Source organism: Alteromonas sp. ABM1_013 (genome assembly GCF_056160505.1).
In genome coordinates, this window is the sequence record NZ_JBSWXH010000001.1 from 930,450 (window position 1) to 947,730 (window position 17,281).

General features: G+C 44.0%; 14 protein-coding genes and 2 tRNA genes. 6 read left to right on the forward strand and 10 right to left on the reverse strand.

All coding sequences use genetic code 11. The features are described 5' to 3' along the window. The first annotated feature begins 135 nt into the window (after positions 1 to 135). Positions 136 to 936 (forward strand): hypothetical protein, encoded by an 801-nt coding sequence (locus ACXAGK_RS03950; RefSeq protein WP_474854238.1) that lies wholly within the window; start codon positions 136 to 138, stop codon positions 934 to 936. 68 nt (positions 937 to 1,004) lie between these two features. Here ACXAGK_RS03950 and ACXAGK_RS03955 read toward each other — a convergent pair whose 3' ends face one another. The 9 genes from ACXAGK_RS03955 to ACXAGK_RS03995 form a co-directional block, all read right to left on the reverse strand. Continuing rightward, positions 1,005 to 1,727 (reverse strand): endonuclease III domain-containing protein, encoded by a 723-nt coding sequence (locus tag ACXAGK_RS03955; protein WP_014948779.1) that lies wholly within the window; start codon positions 1,725 to 1,727, stop codon positions 1,005 to 1,007. Positions 1,728 to 1,849: 122 nt separating this feature from the next. After that, complete coding sequence (locus tag ACXAGK_RS03960) at positions 1,850 to 2,542, reverse strand: electron transport complex subunit E (protein WP_474854240.1); 693 nt, start codon at positions 2,540 to 2,542, stop codon at positions 1,850 to 1,852. 1 nt (position 2,543) lies between these two features. Next, positions 2,544 to 3,398 carry an RnfABCDGE type electron transport complex subunit G gene (locus ACXAGK_RS03965; RefSeq protein WP_474854242.1) on the reverse strand — a complete coding sequence of 285 codons (855 nt, stop codon included), beginning with the start codon at positions 3,396 to 3,398 and terminating at the stop codon, positions 2,544 to 2,546. Then, positions 3,398 to 4,483: an electron transport complex subunit RsxD gene (gene rsxD / locus ACXAGK_RS03970; protein WP_474854244.1), complete on the reverse strand. Its 1,086-nt coding sequence runs from the start codon at positions 4,481 to 4,483 to the stop codon at positions 3,398 to 3,400. The genes ACXAGK_RS03965 and rsxD overlap by 1 nt, the downstream gene beginning before the upstream one ends. Beyond that, on the reverse strand, positions 4,480 to 7,359 hold the full coding sequence (gene rsxC, locus ACXAGK_RS03975) for an electron transport complex subunit RsxC (RefSeq protein ID WP_474854484.1): 2,880 nt from the start codon (positions 7,357 to 7,359) through the stop codon (positions 4,480 to 4,482). Before rsxC ends, rsxD begins: the two co-directional genes overlap by 4 nt. Positions 7,360 to 7,364: 5 nt before the next feature. Further along, complete coding sequence (gene rsxB, locus ACXAGK_RS03980) at positions 7,365 to 7,946, reverse strand: electron transport complex subunit RsxB (RefSeq protein WP_179982769.1); 582 nt, start codon at positions 7,944 to 7,946, stop codon at positions 7,365 to 7,367. Then, the gene (gene rsxA / locus ACXAGK_RS03985; RefSeq protein WP_179982770.1) at positions 7,946 to 8,527 is read right to left on the reverse strand and encodes an electron transport complex subunit RsxA; all 582 of its coding nucleotides are present in this window, start codon (positions 8,525 to 8,527) and stop codon (positions 7,946 to 7,948) included. The genes rsxB and rsxA overlap by 1 nt, the downstream gene beginning before the upstream one ends. A gap of 193 nt (positions 8,528 to 8,720) precedes the next feature. Further along, positions 8,721 to 8,797: transfer RNA gene (locus ACXAGK_RS03990), tRNA-Asn, on the reverse strand. A gap of 27 nt (positions 8,798 to 8,824) precedes the next feature. Further along, positions 8,825 to 8,901, reverse strand: a tRNA-Asn gene (locus ACXAGK_RS03995). Positions 8,902 to 9,899: 998 nt separating this feature from the next. Here ACXAGK_RS03995 and ACXAGK_RS04000 point away from each other — a divergent pair. The 3 genes from ACXAGK_RS04000 to ACXAGK_RS04010 all read left to right on the forward strand — a co-directional run bounded on the left by ACXAGK_RS04000 (position 9,900) and on the right by ACXAGK_RS04010 (position 14,761). Continuing rightward, the gene (locus tag ACXAGK_RS04000; protein WP_474854246.1) at positions 9,900 to 11,282 is read left to right on the forward strand and encodes an MATE family efflux transporter; all 1,383 of its coding nucleotides are present in this window, start codon (positions 9,900 to 9,902) and stop codon (positions 11,280 to 11,282) included. A 96-nt stretch (positions 11,283 to 11,378) separates the two neighbouring features. Next, complete coding sequence (uvrB, locus tag ACXAGK_RS04005; RefSeq protein WP_474854248.1) at positions 11,379 to 13,394, forward strand: excinuclease ABC subunit UvrB; 2,016 nt, start codon at positions 11,379 to 11,381, stop codon at positions 13,392 to 13,394. A 440-nt stretch (positions 13,395 to 13,834) separates the two neighbouring features. After that, a complete protein-coding gene (locus ACXAGK_RS04010; protein ID WP_118489862.1) occupies positions 13,835 to 14,761 on the forward strand; it encodes a LysR family transcriptional regulator in 927 nt (308 codons plus the stop codon). Positions 14,762 to 14,870: 109 nt separating this feature from the next. Here the strand turns inward: ACXAGK_RS04010 and queC are convergent, their stop codons facing one another. Next, the gene (gene queC, locus ACXAGK_RS04015) at positions 14,871 to 15,527 is read right to left on the reverse strand and encodes a 7-cyano-7-deazaguanine synthase QueC (protein ID WP_334057735.1); all 657 of its coding nucleotides are present in this window, start codon (positions 15,525 to 15,527) and stop codon (positions 14,871 to 14,873) included. A 94-nt stretch (positions 15,528 to 15,621) separates the two neighbouring features. On the opposite strand from queC, the gene queE reads away from it, so the two are divergent. Both queE and ACXAGK_RS04025 read left to right on the forward strand, forming a co-directional pair. Next, complete coding sequence (gene queE, locus ACXAGK_RS04020) at positions 15,622 to 16,296, forward strand: 7-carboxy-7-deazaguanine synthase QueE (protein WP_474854485.1); 675 nt, start codon at positions 15,622 to 15,624, stop codon at positions 16,294 to 16,296. A gap of 100 nt (positions 16,297 to 16,396) precedes the next feature. Beyond that, on the forward strand, positions 16,397 to 17,278 hold the full coding sequence (locus tag ACXAGK_RS04025) for a type 2 periplasmic-binding domain-containing protein (protein WP_474854249.1): 882 nt from the start codon (positions 16,397 to 16,399) through the stop codon (positions 17,276 to 17,278). The last annotated feature ends 3 nt before the right edge of the window (positions 17,279 to 17,281 follow it).

Consider the following 17,281-nt stretch of genomic DNA (forward strand, 5'->3'; position numbering starts at 1 on the left):
ATCATAGCCAAATTGAGATGTGCTTTCGAGGTAAACCACAAGCCGAAGTCGTAAGTTAATCGCAAAGCAGATCTACTTGGTTGTTAAAAATAATGTTACCTTCTGAAAAGGACAAAAATAACAAGGAAAGTAAATATGAAGATACCTCTCTATACTTATTTCAAAAATAGAACATTAGCCTTCTCAAGTATTATCAACAATAAGGCTTGTTTCGGTTCATTGGTCTGTGCATTTTGGCTTGTTGGTTGTGGCGGTAGTTCAAATGACAATGTAGTGAGGCCAGATTCAGTACTAGGCGTATGGTTTGGGCAAACTTCAACAGTTGAAGATGGGCAAGAAGAGGTTGTTGTTGCGGTTTCCTCTGAAGGTAAAGCTATTGTATTTTCGCAGGCCTCGCGAGACACGCTTATTGCTCACGGCGATATAAGCGAAGATACCTTTACTTCTGACGATACCATGCTGTATCCAGGAGAAGGCATGACTAAGCATGGCACAATGCAGCTCACAGCGAATGGTGACAGTTTAGAAGGCTCAGCGACAGTATCGGGTCTCACACTTGATTTCTCTGCCAACAAAGTCAGCGCTACCGAGGATGTTTCACTTATCGATATTGCTGGCAATTATGCAAGTTCTTGGTCTGATGGCGCCTACACTCGTTCGTTTGCTATCGATAACGAAGGGATGATCAGCGGTTCAGATACTAATGGTTGCATATACTCAGGCTCTGTAGAGCCAATTATCGGGATCAATTCACTTTTCGATATTACGATTAAAGCGGAGACTTGCTTTGAAGATTTCGAATATGAAGGGCTTCTCGCTTATGGTGTATTTCCCTTTGAATATCAAAACTCAATTATTGAGAGAAATGGTATTGTCATATCAACAGAGGCTTCATCAAGAGCTTATGCTTTTCGCCAATTTAGCCCGCAAGATTAGCGCTATCCGGTATATGAACAAGGAGTCTATAGACTCCTTGTTTGAATCGCAAAGGCTTGCCTTAAGTTCTATCTACGCTTCTTCTTAAGCGCCAATTTTTGCTTTTTCTCTTGTTCTTTCAACACTTCGTTTATAAAGCTCTTTCTACCGAACTCACGTGTGATAACACACTTATTTAAATCAAAACCGCGAGCAGGGCAGTATTCTCTGCCGTACAAGATAATCTGTAGATGGAGGTCGTTCCATCTTTCTTTAGGGAACAGGCGTTTTGCATCACGTTCTGTTTGCTCTACGCTTTTTCCGTTCGATAAACCCCAGCGGTACATTAAACGGTGAATATGTGTATCTACCGGGAAAGCAGGAATGCCAAAGCCTTGCGACATAACCACAGCGGCTGTTTTGTGGCCAACAGCAGGCATGGCTTCCAGCGCTTCAAAGTTTGCTGGAACTTCACCATTATGTTGTTTAATGATCATATCGGACAAATGCCAGATGCCTTTCGACTTCATAGGCGATAATCCACAAGGGCGGATAATGTCTTGTATTTCTTCAATACTCATCAACACCATGTCGTAGGGGTTATCTGCGCGGGCGAACAGCTTTGGCGTAATTTGATTAACGCGCTCGTCGGTACATTGGGCCGATAATAGAACCGCAATGAGTAACGTATATGGGTCTTTGTGATCTAAAAAGATAGGAATTTCTGGATAAAGGTCATCCAAAATTCGCATTATTTCTTTTACTTTTTCCTGCTTAGAAAGCGGCTTTGCCGGCTTAACTACATCATTCATTTCTATATACTTTTTTAATATGGTCGCTAAACAAGGTGTAAATTTTTTAAGTTAAAACGTTTGCGCCATCTGCTGAAGTTTTCGCTTACTCCGTCAAGCCACACTAATAATTACAGTATGATTTAACTCTCTGCAGTAACACGCACGCGCTCAGCTTTCACCGCAGGCGATGTTTGCTTAGCTGCTAACTTGGCATCTACGCTGTTTTTAATAGCAATAAGAAGTCCCATGCCTAAAAACGCACCCGGCGGTAATATCGCAAGTAGAAATGGGTTTTCTGTGTTGAACAGTGTAATAGTCCAATTCGCAGCAATGGGCCCAAATAGCCTATCTGCACCCGCTAATAACGTACCCGCACCCAGTATTTCTCGCATGCCGCCTAGTACCACCAACACAGTGGTAAATCCTAAGCCCATCATGAACCCATCGTATGCGGACGCAAGGGGCCCGTTTTTCGATGCAAAGGCCTCAGCGCGACCTATGATGGCGCAGTTAGTTACAATCAGTGGAATGAAAATACCTAACGCCAAGTAAAGGTCGTAGGTATAGGCATTCATTAAAAGCTGAACAATGGTTACAAATGCTGCAATAATCATAACGAAAACAGGGATGCGAATCTCGTTTCTTACCACGTTTCGAACGAGTGAAACGGTAATGTTACTGCCAATTAAAACCAACATGGTAGCAAGGCCAAGTCCTAAACCATTAATGAAGGTAGCGGTAACGGCTAGTAGGGGGCACAATCCTAACAGCTGTACTAACGCAGGATTGTTCTTCCAAAGTCCTTGCAAGGACAGGTCGCGAAAGTCAGTCACGTTATAACTCCTCTACACTATGAGGTTGCGTTTCATCCACATTAACGGCATCTATTGTTTCAACCGAATCTGTTATTGCACAGGTGTTGGGAGCGGAGAATAGCGCGCTTTGGTTAGCCTGAGCGTAAAGTAAAGCCTCACGTACGGCTGTGACTACCGCTCTTGGTGTTATAGTAGCGCCTGTGAATTGGTCAAATTCGCCGCCATCTTTTTTGACTTGCCATGGGGCTAAATTGTCTGGTGAGAAAGACTTGCCGCTGAAGCTTGTGATCCAATTGCTCACTGCAAGCTCAATTTTATCACCAAGCCCAGGGGTTTCTTTGTGTTCGATAACGCGTACGCCAAGCACTCTCATATTGGTCGTTTTTATTTCAGGCGTATTCATTTCGGAAGAACTCGCGTCGAGCTCAACCATATCGGTTAGCGGTAGGGCAGAGGTATTGAGGTTTTCACTCTCACCGCTACTGGAGTCGCTTTTCATACTCTGTTGTTTATCGGTGCCAATATGTGTATCTACTTTTACACCGACAACAATATCTATATCACCGCTATAACCATCTGGAGCGGTGGCTTCCAGCACAAGCGCGCTAGGTTCGCCGTTTAGCGTGGCCCGGTATACCTTATGGGCTTTTTTGATACCCAGTTCGGGGGCGTTGACTTCTGTGCAGTTGGCGTACAGGGCATTGTCGTGGAATTCACTAGGCACAACTTCATTAAGTACGCTTAAAAGCTTTTGCTGCTTTTGTTGCTCAATTTTGTCTTGGGTGCCGAAAAAGGTTAACGCTATTAACGCTGTGGTGACAACGGCAAACGCACCTAACATAAGGCCGTTTTTGGCCAAGCTTTCTTTCATCATTACTGCTTACCTCGGCCTTTGCCCACATTTTTACCGTAAACGCGAGGGCGGGTGTAATAGTCAATAAGCGGTACCGCCATATTCATAATGATCACCGCAAACGCCACCGCATCGGGGTAACCACCAAATGTACGTATTATAACTACCCAAAAACCAATGGCAGCTCCAAATATAATTCGGCCTTTTGGGGTTGTTGACGCTGAAACCGGATCGGTTGCGATAAAAAATGCGCCTACTATTACTGCCCCATTGAATAGGTGGAATAGCGGTGAAGCATAGTAATCGGCGTTAACTAAATGAAGGAGTGATGCACAGATAAATACGCTCAGCAGCATGCCACCTGGGATGTGCCAGCTAATAACACGGGTTTTCCATAGGTAAAGACCGCCAAGTAAATAGGCAAGGCTCACCATACCCCATCCTGCACCAGCGGCGTCGAATATGCCGCCATCGAAAATCGGTTTAGCTAAAGACTCTGAATAAGTCACGCCTTGTGTTAAGTCAGTTTTTAACGTGTCTAGCGGTGTAGCCATGGTTACACCGTCGGCAATAGTTTTAAGCTGAGTAACATCGTAGCCGCCGGTAGTGAAGCCTGTAAATATCAATGATAACGAGTCAAAGAAGCTTGGCGTAACACCGGCATGGGTTGCAGGAGGAAGCCATAGGCTCATGGCTGCCGGGAATGAAATAAGCAAAACCACGTAGGCTATCATTGCGGGGTTAAAAATATTGAAGCCAAGCCCACCATAGACCTGTTTAGCAACCGCGATCGCAAAAAATACCCCAATGACCGTCATCCACCACGGCAGAGTAGGTGGAATACTAATCGCAATTAACAAGCCGGTTAAAACTGCGCTGTAATCAGTAAGCGTGCGTTCGATAGGGCGCTTTCTTAAAAATAAAATAACCCCTTCAATAACCAGTGCACTTACTACTGCAATGACCGCTTGAATAAGCATGCCCCAACCAAAAAAAATAGATTGGGCTATCATGCCTGGGATCATGGCGTAAATGACCATGCGCATGACCTGTCCGGTATCGCGTTTAACCCGTTGGTGTGGTGAACTCGATAAACTTAACTTCATTCTGATTCTTTCTCTTGTTCAGCCGCCGCTTTTTTGGCTTTAGCTTTTGCAATGGCTGCCGCTATACGTGCTTTTTTTTCATCTTGAGCAGTGGTGGTTTGAGAAGTTGATTGCATGCTTGCTACTTGTTCTGCTTCACTAGGCGGCTCGCTCTGTTCATTTTCCTTGTGACTTTCTTGTTCAGCAGTATCTTGTGAGGCTGCTAAATCGTCATTTGTGCTCTGAGCAAGCTTTTTTGCTTTGGCCTTTGCCACTGCGGCTGCTATACGCGCTTTTTTCTCGTCGGCGTCACTTTTAGATGGAGCGTCGTTAGTATTCTCATTAGGCGTGCTGGTTACATCCTGCGCATTTTGCGCTGAAGCTGTCTCTATGCTGAGGTCACTGTTGCTAGCATCTACTTGCTCGCCTTCTATATTGTCCTCTAGATTCCCTTCCTGTTTGGCCGCTTTTTTGGCTTTTGCTTTTGCCACGGCGGCAGCAATGCGGGCCTTTTTCTGTTCCGCTTCGCTCAAGTTGCTAGATGAATTTAAAGCCTTGTTATCCTGAGCACCATTATCTTGGCCGTTGACACTTTGAGGATCCGCTTCTTTTTGCAAGCTAACGTCTTGGCTGTCTGTGTCAGCTTCACTAACAGGGCTAGATGCTTGTGCTTTTTGCGACGCGGCCTTTTTGGCTTTCGCTTTAGCAACGGCAGCAGCTATCCTAGCCTTCTTTTCATCCTTAGCGTCCGTTTCACCTAGCGGTTCTTTAGACTGATTGTCTTGCTGCTCGCCAAATTGAGTGGGCGTAGCCTGCTCAGATTGGCCACTTGCGTCATTTCTTGCGGCTTTTTGCGCTTTTGCTTTAGCAACAGCCGCTGCGATTCGCGCTTTTTTCTTTTCCTCAACTGATAGGTCTGCGTTAGTTTCAGTCTTTGAAGGCTCAGAATTTGATGTCTCAGAATTTGAAAGAGCAGCATTTTTTTCGACTTGAGAACCTGCTTGGTTTTCTATTGACGCATCTGAATGCTGGCCAGCCTGGGCTGCTTTCTTCGCTTTCGCTCTGGCGATAGCAGCGGCAACTTTGGCCTTTTTATCATCCTCTGGCGATGATACCTGAGCCGCTGGCTCAGTGACGTTCTCAGCTTGCTCTGAACCTTGAGCTCGGGCTGCTTTCTTCGCTTTCGCTCTGGCGATAGCAGCAGCTACCTGCGCTTTTTTATCGTCTGCCGCTGGGGCAGGCTCCTCAGCGTTTACTGGCGTATTTTCGTCTTTAGCCTTGGCCTGCATTGCCGCTTTTTTTGCTTTTGCGCGTGCAAGCGCCGCCGCTACTTTATCCTTTGCTCCCGTTGCGCCAGTATCAGCCGTGCTATTTGCATTATCTACAGCTGCAGCGTTTTGTTCTTTGGCTTTATTTGCGGCTAACCGCGCCTCTTTTGCTTTTCTATGCTTTGCTTCTCGCTCCAGCTTTTCACGCTCTAAACGCTCTTTACGCGCTTCAAAACGCTGCTTGGCCTTTTCAGCCTTGTTCTTTTCATCGCGCTGAATGCGTATCTCAGATTTCGCCTGGCGATAGTAATGCACCAGCGGTATCTCGCTGGGGCAAACATAAGCGCATGCGCCACACTCTATACAGTCGAAAAGGTCGTATTCTTCGGCTTTGTCGTATTCTTTTGCTTTAGCGTGCCAAAAAATCTGTTGTGGGAGCAGTGATGCCGGGCAAGCATCGGCGCACGCGCTACAGCGTATGCACGGGCGTTCTGCATTATCATCTACAAGCTCTTTTTTAGCCGGGACTAGTAAACAGTTTGTGGTCTTTACCACAGGAATAGTTGCGTCTGATAAGGTGAAGCCCATCATAGGGCCGCCCATAATGACCTTGGGCGCTCTCTGTTTTTTCGGGTTGTAACTTGCTTCTTCTAACAAATGAGAAACAGGGGTACCTAAAAGCGCTCTGAAGTTACTAGGGGATTTAACTGCTTCACCGGTTACGGTAACAATACGCTCTATGAGCGGCTTACCATGCAAAATAGCGTCTGCAATGGCATAGCAGGTTCCTACGTTAAACATCATCACACCTACATCGGCAGGCAAACCATTTCTTGGCACTTCTCGACCAGTGACTACCTGGATCAGCTGTTTTTCACCGCCGGCAGGGTATTTAGTTTCAACGCTAACCACGCGGTAGTCTTTCTTATCCTGACAAGCAATATTGAGCGCCTCAAACGCTTCGGGTTTGTTGTCTTCGACCGCAACTATAATTGCCTTAGGTTCGATAAGGTGAGTCAAAATGTCTAAACCCTGGCGTATTTGCCATGCGTGCTCGCGCATTAACCGGTCATCAGATGTGATATAAGGTTCACACTCAATCCCGTTTAGAATAAGAAACTCAACAGGCTTAGACGTTGAGGTTTTAATATGGGTCGGGAAGCCTGCGCCCCCCATTCCTGAAATACCAGCTTGGCAGATGGCTTCAATAAGTTTGTTTTTATCAAGCTCGCTGTAATTAGCGATGGGCGACAGGTCGCCCCATGTGTCTTTACCATCCGGGCGTATTGATATACACATTTCGGTTAAGCCGCTAGGATGAGCAACAACATGCGGCGCTATTGCAACGACTTCTCCAGAGGTGGGAGCGTGTACAGGTACCGAAAAAGGCGAGGAGCTTTGCGAAAGAATTTGGCCTTTTAACACGGTATCGCCAACTTCTACGCAGCATATGCCGTCTGAACCGATGTGCTGGCGCAATGGTACTATCAATAACTCAGGCAACGATGGCTTTTTAATTACCGACGTATTAGAAAGTGATTTTTTATCCTCAGGATGCACACCACCTGGAAATGAGTACAGCTTCCCCGCTTCAAGCGCTTCTATAATTGAATCAAAACTTGGATACATCACAATTACGATACCATTTTGATAGGGATATCACCTTTAGGTGATGATTCGAAATCCCACTTCCATGTAGAAGTAGTTTGAACGATTGGCACCATGTCAATGCAGTCGACAGGGCAGGGGTCTACACATAAGTCACATCCTGTACACTCATCAGTAATAACGGTATGCATGTGTTTTGCGGCACCTAATATGGCATCGACAGGGCAGGCTTGGATACATTTGGTACAGCCGATGCACTCATCTTCTCGAATGAAAGCAACTTTTTTGACGTCTTCTTCGCCGTGTGCTGCGTCAAGGGGTTTGGGTTCAACCCCCATTAAGTCTGCAAGTTTTTTAATTGTTGCTTCACCGCCTGGAGGACATTTATTAATGTCATCGCCATCTGCAATAGCTTCAGCATAAGGTTTACAACCTGGATAACCACATTGGCCGCATTGGGTTTGTGGTAACACGGCGTCGATTTGCTCGACAAGGGGGTCGCCCTCTACTTTAAAGCGAATGCTCGCATAGCCCAAGACTAGGCCAAAAATAAGGGCTAGGACGCCAATTGCAATGACAGCAAGTATGATCGTAGTAGACATCGACATTACACCTTCACCAACCCACTGAATCCCATAAATGCGAGGGACATAAGGCCTGCGGTAATCATGGCAATTGATGCACCCTTGAATGAGACAGGTACGTCAGCAGCAGCTAAGCGCTCACGCATAGCTGCAAATAACACCAATACCAAGGAGAAACCTACTGCAGCCCCGAATCCATAAATAAGGCTCTGCATGAAATTATGCTGCTCCGTAAGGTTTAACAACGCTACACCAAGAACTGCACAGTTGGTTGTGATAAGAGGAAGAAATATACCTAACAGTCTATACAAGGTAGGACTTGTTTTGTTCACGACCATTTCTGTGAACTGAACAACCACCGCAATAACAAGGATGAAGGCTAGGGTTCTGAGATAGCCAATACCTAAAGGCGCAAGTAAATAGGTTTCAACCAGGTAACTTGAAGCCGAGGCAAGGGTGAGTACAAATGTGGTGGCCATAGACATACCCATGGCGGTTTCCAGTTTTCCAGATACACCCATAAACGGACATAAACCGAGAAACTTAACCAACACAAAGTTGTTAACCAGTACTGTACCAATCAATAGCAGTAAAAATTCAGTCATGAATAACGCAATTCCTTCGAGGAATCTTGACGGACAATGCCCGCGAATTAAAAAGAAAAACAGATTAGGTCTATTATCCCTTTTTAGAACGGGTTTAACAACTTGATTGAATTAGGGTTATTTAATGTCTAAACGCGTTGTTTTAGGAATTAAAATAGAATGAAGTGGGTGAGGCGATTAAGAGCCAACTAAGTGGCTCCCCCTCCCCGACTCGAACGGGGGACCTGCGGATTAACAGTCCGTCGCTCTAACCAACTGAGCTAAGGGGGAATCGACACCTAAGTTGTTTGCTGAAGTTGGCTCCCCCTCCCCGACTCGAACGGGGGACCTGCGGATTAACAGTCCGTCGCTCTAACCAACTGAGCTAAGGGGGACCTGTGCTTCAACGGGGGCGAATATTAAAGACGTACTTAGGAACTGTCAACAACATAAATGAAATATTTGTGCTGACTGCGCAAAAAATAGCTTTTTACAGCTTTAATGCTCATTTTGTCGTCAATGTAGCGAAAGTGATGGTTAATAAGTGCACATGTTGCTTATTAACATATAAACAAGTGTGCTTTTAGCTATAAAAGAAAATGATTTTTTCTTTTTCGCTATATATCTCAGTATAGGTAAGTAATATAACTAAAAAGAATAAAAAATTGCTTCCATACTGTTATTATGTACAGCCTTTAATAAATCTGTAACCTGTACCTGAGGATTAAAAGGTTAGTCATCACTTACGTGATGAGAAATTAATCGAGCACGAAATCCCGCCGAATATGGTCTGGCGGTAGTTATCCACTAAATCTGTGGATAACTATGTTGATAGCTTAGATTCGCCTACTGCTTTTGTAAGATCAGGTATTAATTGATCCGATTGAATAGGCCTGGATGTGGGGTGATATTCTATATACTACAAAGGGTTAGCACTGTTTTTGTGATCGCAACCTTCGATCTAAATTGATCGGTTGAACAAAAAGTAGCTTGTGTGTTAATTCAACGAATGACTAAATGCTATCCAACAAAATCCATGTTATTTCTCAGGTTCTTACAATCTATTAACATTTTTGTTGTTCTTTCAAGCGTTAAGCAGTGAAAACTTAACGTGAACGAACTTCAGAAGTGACTATATTAAAAGTGAAATAGAATAGAAACTAAACTGTCACGGACTTACTGACACATTTATCGCGTACAATTAACGACAAAGTAGTGCTTTTAGCGAATAGCGAACAAATTCGTAGAACGCATGCATTTTCATTAAAAACACCATATTTCTTCTCTCCCTCTTGCTCTTTGCTTTGTTTATCGAAACAGAATAGCTAAATAGTGTTCACCGTTTTACACTAGCGTGCAATTAATGAGGGGAATTCATTCAGCCGGAGATCTAGTGATAAAAAGTAACGCTAAACAACGTACTTCCGACTTATTGGGAGGAGATATAGGTACTACGTTAAAGCGTATGACTATTCCTATGATATTAGGAATGGTAATGATGATGAGCTTTGGGCTTATCGATACCTTTTTCGTCAGTTTGTTGGGCACAGACCCATTAGCTGCTATCAGTTTTACCTTTCCAGTGACCTTTACAGTAATCAGTCTGAACATTGGTTTAGGTATAGGAACCTCGGCAATTATAGGGAAATTGCAGGGTAGTAAGGAAATAACCAAGTCCCAACACTATGCTACAGGCTCACTAATGCTGTCTGTTTTGCTGGTAGGGTCATTAGCACTGATTGGCTTTTTTACCATAGAGCCTGTATTTAAACTGCTTAATGCCACAGATAACTTAATGCCATATATATCTGACTATATGGGGCTATGGTATTTGTCGAGCATCTTTTTAGCTATGCCTATGGTGGGCAATAGTGTACTACGCGCATGTGGTGACACGCGGACGCCTAGCATAGTGATGGCAGCTGGGGGCGGTTTAAATGCGTTGCTTGACCCTATTTTTATATTCGGACTTGGGCCTATTCCCGCAATGGGAATAAAAGGTGCGGCGCTGGCTACCTTTATCGCGTGGATAGTTGGTGCCATATGGATACTTTATATTTTATCTGTACGTCGAAAGTTGATGTTACCTCGACTTCTAACAATCACCGAGCTCCGTGACAGCAGCCGGGAGATTCTCAAAATAGGGCTGCCTGCGGCAGGGGCAAATATGTTAACCCCAATTGCAGGTGGTGTGATGACAGCTGTAGTTGCTGGTTACGGCGCCGAAGCAGTGGCAGCTTGGGGGGTAGGTAATAGAATGGAGTCTATTGCTAGTATTGTCGTTCTAGCGCTATCTATGACGCTGCCTCCATTTATCAGCCAAAATGTAGGGGCAGGGCAGGTAGAGCGGGTTAAAAAAGCATATTCGCTTACTTTGAAGTTTGTTCTTGTTTGGCAGTTCGGCATTTTTCTTCTTATGTGGGCAATGTCTAGCTGGATAGCCGTTGCTTTTGCCCATGAAGCAGAGGTAAGCGTATTAATACAGCTATTTTTGATGATTGTACCTCTGGGTTATGGCATGCAAGGCATTATAATTCTGACTAATTCATCGTTGAACGCAATGCACCGCCCCATGACGGCATTAGTATTAAGTGTCATCCGCTTATTTATTTTCTTCGTACCAATAAGCGTTGCCGGTAGTTTTCTATTTGAACTGAAAGGGTTATTTGCCGGTACTGTCATTGCCAATATTGCAATGGCGTGTGTTTCATTTGTTGTTTTCAAACGTGCGATTACTCAGTTTGAATCAGATAAGAAAACATCTGAGCGCAGCTAATACCATAGTGGCCAACCAAGGTTGTGTGTTTGTAAAGTTAAGTAGTTTGACCGAGAGCAAAATGTTAAGCAGTAAGCTAAAGAAAAGGTTAAGTAAATGAGTAGAGGGTTTGAGCTTCATTCTAAATACAAGCCAGCAGGCGACCAGCCAAAAGCAATAGAAGCTTTGGTGGATGGCTTGGAAAGTGGTTTGGCTGGCCAGACACTGCTGGGTGTTACGGGGTCAGGTAAAACCTTTACCATGGCTAACGTGATTAAAGAAGTGCAGCGACCAACACTTATTTTGGCACACAACAAAACACTGGCGGCTCAACTGTACGGTGAAATGAAAGAGTTTTTCCCCAATAACGCCGTAGAGTACTTTGTCTCCTATTACGATTACTACCAGCCAGAAGCCTACGTTCCTAGTACCGATACCTTTATCGAAAAAGACGCGTCTATAAATGATCACATCGAACAAATGCGATTATCAGCTACCAAGGCACTGATGGAGCGCCGGGACGTAGTGATAGTGGCCAGTGTGTCGGCTATTTATGGCTTGGGTGATCCTGAATCCTATATGAAAATGCTGTTGCACCTTCGACAGGGCAACACTATGGATCAGCGTGATATCTTACGTCGCCTTGCAGAACTGCAGTACAAGCGTAACGATTTGGCTTTTGAACGGGGTACATTTCGCGTGCGTGGCGATGTCATTGATATCTTCCCCGCCGACTCTGAAAAGCAAGCCGTACGGGTTGAGCTGTTTGACGATGAAATAGATAAGATAAGTCTGTTCGACCCGTTAACGGGCGCAGTGGATAAGTCTGTTATTCGCGCGACGGTTTTCCCAAAAACGCACTATGTAACCCCGCGAGAGAAAATTCTGAATGCTATTGAGCATATAAAGGATGAATTAGGCGATCGCAAAAAGCAGCTTCAAGAAACGAATAAGCTTATTGAAGAGCAACGCATCTCACAACGTACCCAGTTTGATATCGAAATGATGATGGAGCTTGGATATTGTTCAGGTATTGAAAACTATTCCCGCTACTTGTCGGGACGAGCGCCGGGCGAGCCGCCTCCAACTTTATTAGATTATTTTCCGGCAGATGGCTTGATGTTTATCGATGAGTCTCATGTTACGGTTTCCCAAGTAGGGGCTATGTACCGTGGGGATCGCTCTAGAAAAGAAACGCTAGTGGAGTTTGGTTTCAGATTGCCATCTGCGTTAGACAATCGTCCGCTTAAGTTTGAAGAATTTGAGCAAATTTGTCCTCAAACCATTTATGTTTCTGCAACGCCGGGTGACTATGAGTTGAAGAAAACTGACGGCGAGGTAGTCGAGCAAGTGGTACGGCCCACTGGGCTCTTAGACCCGGTTATTGAAGTGCGCCCTGTTGCAACTCAAGTCGATGATGTTCTGTCTGAAATTCAAAAGCGGGTAGAGCTTGACGAACGTGTGCTTATTACTACCTTAACAAAGCGTATGGCCGAAGACTTAAGCGAGTACTTAAACGAGCACGGCGTTAAGGTGCGCTATCTACATTCGGATATCGATACTGTAGAGCGAATTGAAATTATCCGTGATTTACGATTGGGGAAATTTGATGTCTTGGTCGGTATCAACCTGTTGCGTGAAGGTTTAGACATGCCTGAAGTGTCGCTGGTGGCTATCTTAGATGCAGATAAAGAAGGCTTTTTGCGCGCTGAGCGTTCGCTTATTCAAACCATTGGTAGAGCTGCGCGACACGTGAATGGTAAAGCCATTTTATATGGTGACAGCATAACCAAATCTATGAAAAAAGCGATAGACGAAACGGACCGTCGTCGTGAAAAGCAAATGGCACATAACGAGGCAAACGGCATTACACCAATGCGACTCAATAAGCCTATTACCGATATAATGGACTTGGGTGATAGTGCACATCCTGCTTCTGGTAAGGTAAGACTGCGCAAGGTTGAAGAAAAGAAAAAGCAACAGAAGACAGCAAGTGCAACTGAGTTAATGGATCAAATCACCGAACTGGAAAAACAGATGTTCGAATATGCTCGGGAGCTTGAGTTCGAAAAAGCGGCGTCACTTCGTGACGATATTGAATCACTTAGAAAACAGGTAGTTGCGCTTTCTTAAGCATTTTGCCAAGTCAACGCCTTCAGTACTTATTGGGGGCGCTTTACTTGCCAGATCTTCCCGAAGGACGAGTCTAAAATGTCCGTACTCTTTGTGGTGTAACCTTGATGTCGAACCACTACTCCTACGGTTACACGCCGCGATTACGAATATTCTAACTCTCATTGAGTGAGTAATTATATATGCGGGCTGTTAAAAAGCCCCTTGCGCTCGTATTCCGTATAAATCTGAATAACAGATCTCTACTTGCTCTTCACCTTTGCTTAGTTCTTTTTACTTATGTAAAAATATTCCTGTAGATAACTATTTACGAAACAGAGAAGTTGTTTTTTTATTATTAAATGAGACGAAAAGCAGCAAAATGTCGTTGTAATAGCACGATTAGTTACATATAGTTCTCATTAGAGTATCTATAACTATACCTAAAAACAGGTGCTAACATGCTTAATCGTCTTCAGGAGTCAGATATCAAGCTACTGCGTGTGTTTTATGCTGTAGCAAGCTGCAACGGATTTACTGCGGCTGAACCCGTGTTGCGTATGCAACGTCCAAATATCAGTGCCGCCATTAAAAAGCTCGAAGAGCGTTTGGATTTGGTGCTATGTCATCGTGGTCGTGGTGGTTTTCAAATGACAAAAGAAGGTGAGGTGGTTTTTCAAGAAACCAAGCGCATCTTCAATGCCTTCGATAACTTTGTTTTTAATCTAAAATCGCTACACGATGATTATTCTGGTCATATCACGCTAGTGTTAATGGCAGGCCTCCCACTTTCAATGCACATGGCTGTAAGTAAAGCAGTTAAAAGTACAATGAAGAAGTTTGATGATATCCACGTGAATATCCAAACTCGTTTATATAACGAAGTAGAACATGTTGCGTTATCAGGTGAGTGTCACCTTGTGGTTTCAACCTATGACATGGTAAAACCTGAATCAGTGACTTTTCACCCTGTGGGGATTGAAACTGAAGGGCGTCTATATTGTGCGCCAACCCATCCGTTGGCAAAGTATCGCGATACTGAATTGCCAGAGAATGTGAAGATTGGTGATTATCCTGCCATTGGCATTGCTGGCCTGTCATCAGCTAACTACATTGAAGATGAGACAAGGCTATCTATACAAACCTTTTCTGATTCTTTTGACGCTGCGATGTCCGCAATTATGACGGGCGAATATATCGGTTTGTTACCTGATTACATGGCAAAAGAGCAGGGGGCGGCGTTAGGACTTGTGCCTATTGCTCAAGGGAGTCTTTTTAACTTTAGCCACGAGCTATTTGTGATGAATGGTAAAAACACGCGGTTAAACCCGGTATTACGCCACTGCATTAAAGAGTTAAGTTATTTTATTTCTGAAAGCCAGAAGTAGTTTCATCAATACAGCTAATATAAAAACACCTCTTGTTCTAAAGCGTTCATAAATACGCAGGGAACAAGAGGTGTTTTTTATTGAGTCTGTTTATTTGTATGAGCAGTACTTATTCGTACTCTAGTGGGTCGGTAGCGTTGTTTTCCTTAAAAGCTTCTAAACGCTCTTCACATGCACCGCATTTCCCGCACGCTTTCTCTCTGCCGTTGTAGCATGTCCATGTTTGCCCGTAATCCAAACCCATCGACAACCCGTCAGTCAAAATAGCTGTTTTGCTGTCGTCGATATAAGGCGTCATAATGGTAACTGGGGTATAGTTTGCAATACCACATACGTCATTCATCTTATGCACGAATTCTGGTCGGCAGTCGGGGTAAATGGCGTGATCGCCTGAGTGTGCACCGTAATAGACTTCATTGGCGTCCAAACTTACAGCATAGCCAACCGCCAAAGACAGTAATATCATGTTACGGTTAGGCACTACCGTTTGTTTCATGCTTGGTTCTTCATAGTGACCTTCAGGTACGTCGATATCTGACGTTAGGGCAGAGCCACCAATAAGTGTGTTAATAGCGCTAATATCGACAATTTTATGTGGCACATTAAGTGATTTACACACGTTCGCCGCATAGTCGAGTTCTTTTTTGTGACGCTGTCCGTAGTTAAAGCTTAATGCGTGAACTTTTTTGCCTGCCTTCAGTGCTTTGTGCAGTACTGTGAAAGAGTCCATGCCTCCTGAATAGATAACAACAACATTTTCTGACATAGTTTTCGAAGATTTAAGAAATTATCCCCGAATTTTATGTGATCCTTGGTAAAATCCCAACATACAATCGTTAAAGGGTGTCAATTTGTCTGTAATGTCCACATTAAACATCAATGAGATGTTTGAAACTATCCAAGGTGAAGGTGCTCACACAGGTATTCCTTCTATCTTTGTTCGCCTGCAGGGCTGCCCTGTAGGCTGCCCATGGTGTGATACTAAACATACGTGGGAAATAAAACCTGATTTAAGTGTTTCGCCTCAGGCTGTGATAACCAAAGGCGAAGAGTCAGAAAGTTATTTCATCTCAAGTGAAGACGCCTTGCTGGCCGAATTTAGTAAACAAGGATACGTGGCAAAACACGTGGTCATCACGGGGGGGGAACCTTGTATGTATGATTTACGTCCGTTGACAACCCTGCTACACGATAACGGGTATACCACACAAATTGAGACCAGCGGTACCTTTGAAGTGCTCTGTGATGAGCGCACTTACGTAACTGTTTCACCTAAAATAAATATGAAAGGCGGATACGACGTTTTAGTCAGTGCTTTAGAAAGAGCAAACGAAATTAAGCATCCTATTGCTATGCAAAAGCATGTTGATGAACTTGACGCTCTGCTGAGCAGCGTATCATCGCTGGAAGGAAAACAGGTTTGTTTACAACCAATTAGCCAGCAGAAGAGAGCAACTGAACTGGCTGTGCGGACTTGTATTGAGCGCAACTGGCGGCTATCTTTACAAACACACAAATACATTGGCATTGAATAAATGTTTAATACATATCTGCCTTTTAAAAGAATAAAACGCGATCAAGAGTACTCAGCTCACTCTTTAACTCACTCTTTAATTCAACTTGGGCATAAAGAAAATGAACAGCTTCAACTCGCTTAAAAAAGCTGTTGCGGCAGCGGTTTCTATATGTCTTTTGGTTATCGTTCCAATGGCTGATGGCGCTACGTGGACGATTACCTATCCCCGTCCTATCGACGACTCTGACGCTCGAGCTCAATATCCTATCGCTTTACTTAAACTTGCTCTCGATAAAACCGGTGTCAATTACGAACTCCGTCCTTCGGATCGCATATTACTGACGAGTAAAGCTATGCGCCAGCTACGTGAGAATAGAGAAGTTAACGTTGTGTGGAGCATGACAGATAACCAGCGAGAAAAAGAGCTGACTCCCATTCGAATACCTATCGCCAAAGGGCTTATTGGCTTTCGCGTTTTTGTTATTAACGAAGATAAGAAGTCGAAGTTTGATGATGTATTGTCGTTGAACGATATGCGTAAACTTGTTCCTATCCAAGGAGAAGAGTGGCCAGATACTAAGATTTTGCAAGCTAACGGGTTCAATGTTTTCACCGTGCCTGAATTTCGTGAAGCGTATGACATGATTAAACAGGGCAAAGGAGACTTTTTCCCTCGTTCTGTGATGGAAGTAATCGCTGAACTTGAAGAAGAGGGCCGTCGCACTAACCTCTATCTAGAGCCTTCAATGGCGCTTTATTACCCCACAGCCATGTATTACTTCGTTAATGGCAATAACAAAACATTAGAAAACCTTATTCAGACTGGCCTAAATAGAGCCATAGAAGATGGCTCATTCGACGCTCTTTTTGAGTCTACTTACGCGCCTATTTTAGAATATTTAGGCGTTAATGAGCGTAAAATTTTTACTATAGAAAACCCATTGCTTCCTATTGAAACGCCTGTCACTAATTCTGCACTCTGGTATAAACCAAAGTTATAAAGA